The sequence below is a fragment of the Streptomyces beihaiensis genome (assembly GCF_026274175.1).
GTDB classification, from domain to species: Bacteria; Actinomycetota; Actinomycetes; order Streptomycetales; family Streptomycetaceae; genus Streptomyces; species Streptomyces beihaiensis.
In genome coordinates this window covers 1-1,980 of the sequence record NZ_JAPHNL010000182.1, presented here as the reverse complement: position 1 = coordinate 1,980, position 1,980 = coordinate 1, and the positions used below count along the sequence as shown (strand labels likewise).

The 1,980-nt window shown below is 65.5% G+C and carries 1 protein-coding gene; it reads left to right on the top strand.

Going from position 1 to position 1,980, the window contains the following annotated elements:
* Positions 1-1,980: (Fe-S)-binding protein (locus OFY01_RS16485; protein ID WP_266600603.1), on the top strand; the 1,980-nt coding region annotated here is incomplete at both ends.

Sequence of the window (1,980 nt, the reverse complement as noted above, 5' to 3'; positions counted from 1 at the left end):
GAGTTCCTCGGCCACACCCGTATGAACCGCTGGGGCGTCGTCGGTGTCGCGCACTGGTTCGTGGCCATCGGCTTCTACACACTGCTCCAGGCGCTCCTCAACGCCACCGGGCAGCTGTTCAAGCCGGACTGGCTGCTCCCGATCGTCGGCGAATGGGCCCCGTACAACATCTACCTCGAATTCATCACCACCGCGACGACCCTCGGCATCATCGTCCTGATGGTGATCCGGCAGCTGTCCCTGCCGAACAAGCCGGGCCGCAAGTCCCGCTTCGCGGGCTCCAACGCGGGTCAGGCGTACTTCGTCGAGTACGTCATCCTCATCGTCGGCACCTGCATCTTCGTCCTGCACGCCCTCGAAGGCGCTTTGCACCACGTCGACAGCTACCAGGCGTCGTACTTCATCTCGTACCCGCTCGTCCGCTGGTTCAGCGGCATGGACCTCGCCACGCTCCAGAACCTCACGTACTTCTTCGCGGGCCTGAAGATCGCGACCTCCTTCATCTGGATGATCACGGTCGCCCTGAAGACCGACATGGGTGTGGCCTGGCACCGTTTCCTGGCCTTCCCCAACATCTGGTTCAAACGCAACGCCGACGGCGGCACCGCGCTCGGCGCGCTGCTGCCGATGACGTCCAAGGGCGAGCCGATCGACTTCGAGGACCCGGGCGAGGACGACGTCTACGGCGTCTCCCAGATCGAGCACTTCTCCTGGAAGGGCCTGCTGGACTTCTCCACCTGCACCGAGTGCGGCCGCTGCCAGTCGCAGTGCCCGGCCTGGAACACCGGCAAGCCCCTGTCCCCCAAGCTCCTGATCATGTCGCTGCGCGACCACGCCCACGCCAAGGCCCCCTACCTGCTCGCCGGCGGCGGCAAGTCCATGGAGGGCGAGGAACAGGCGAGCCAGGAACAGCTCAAGGACGTCCCGGCCGAGGCGCTGGCGGAGGCCGAACGCCCGCTGATCGGCACGCACGAGGAGAACGGGGTCATCGACCCGGACGTCCTGTGGTCGTGCACCACCTGCGGCGCCTGTGTCGAGCAGTGCCCGGTCGACATCGAGCACATCGACCACATCGTCGACATGCGCCGCTACCAGGTCATGATCGAGTCCGCGTTCCCGTCCGAGGCGGGCACGATGCTCAAGAACCTGGAGAAGAAGGGCAACCCCTGGGGCCTGGCCAAGAAACAGCGCCTGGAATGGCTCAAGGAACTCGACTTCGACGTCCCCGTCGTCGGCAAGGACATCGAGGACCTCACCGACGTCGAATACCTCTACTGGGTCGGCTGCGCGGGCGCCCTCGAAGACCGCGCGAAGAAGACCACCAAGGCCTTCGCCGAACTCCTCCACATCGCCGGCGTCACCTTCGCCATCATGGGCGGCGACGAGAAATGCACCGGCGACTCCGCCCGCCGCCTGGGCAACGAGCCGCTCTTCCAGCAGCTCGGCCAGGACAACGTCATGTCCCTGAACACGGCCTTCGGCGAGGAGTACGACGACGACGGCAAGGTCACCGCCGAGTCCCGCAAGCCGAAAACGGCGAAGAAGATCGTCGCCACCTGCCCCCACTGCCTCAACACCCTCGGCAACGAATACCCCCAGCTCGGCGGCGACTACGAGGTCATCCACCACACCCAGCTGCTCCAGCACCTCGTCGACCAGGGCAAACTCCTGCCCGTCACCCCCGTCGAAGGCATCATCACCTACCACGACCCCTGCTACCTCGGCCGCCACAACAAGATCTACACACCCCCGCGCGAGATCATCGGCAAGGTCCCCGGCCTGCGCAACGAGGAAATGCACCGCCACAAGGAACGCGGCTTCTGCTGCGGCGCCGGCGGCGCCCGCATGTGGATGGAAGAGCGCATCGGCAAACGCATCAACAACGAACGCGTCGACGAAGCCCTCTCCCTCAACCCCGACATCGTCTCCACCGCCTGCCCCTTCTGCCTCGTCATGCTGACCGACTCCGTCAACGGCAAG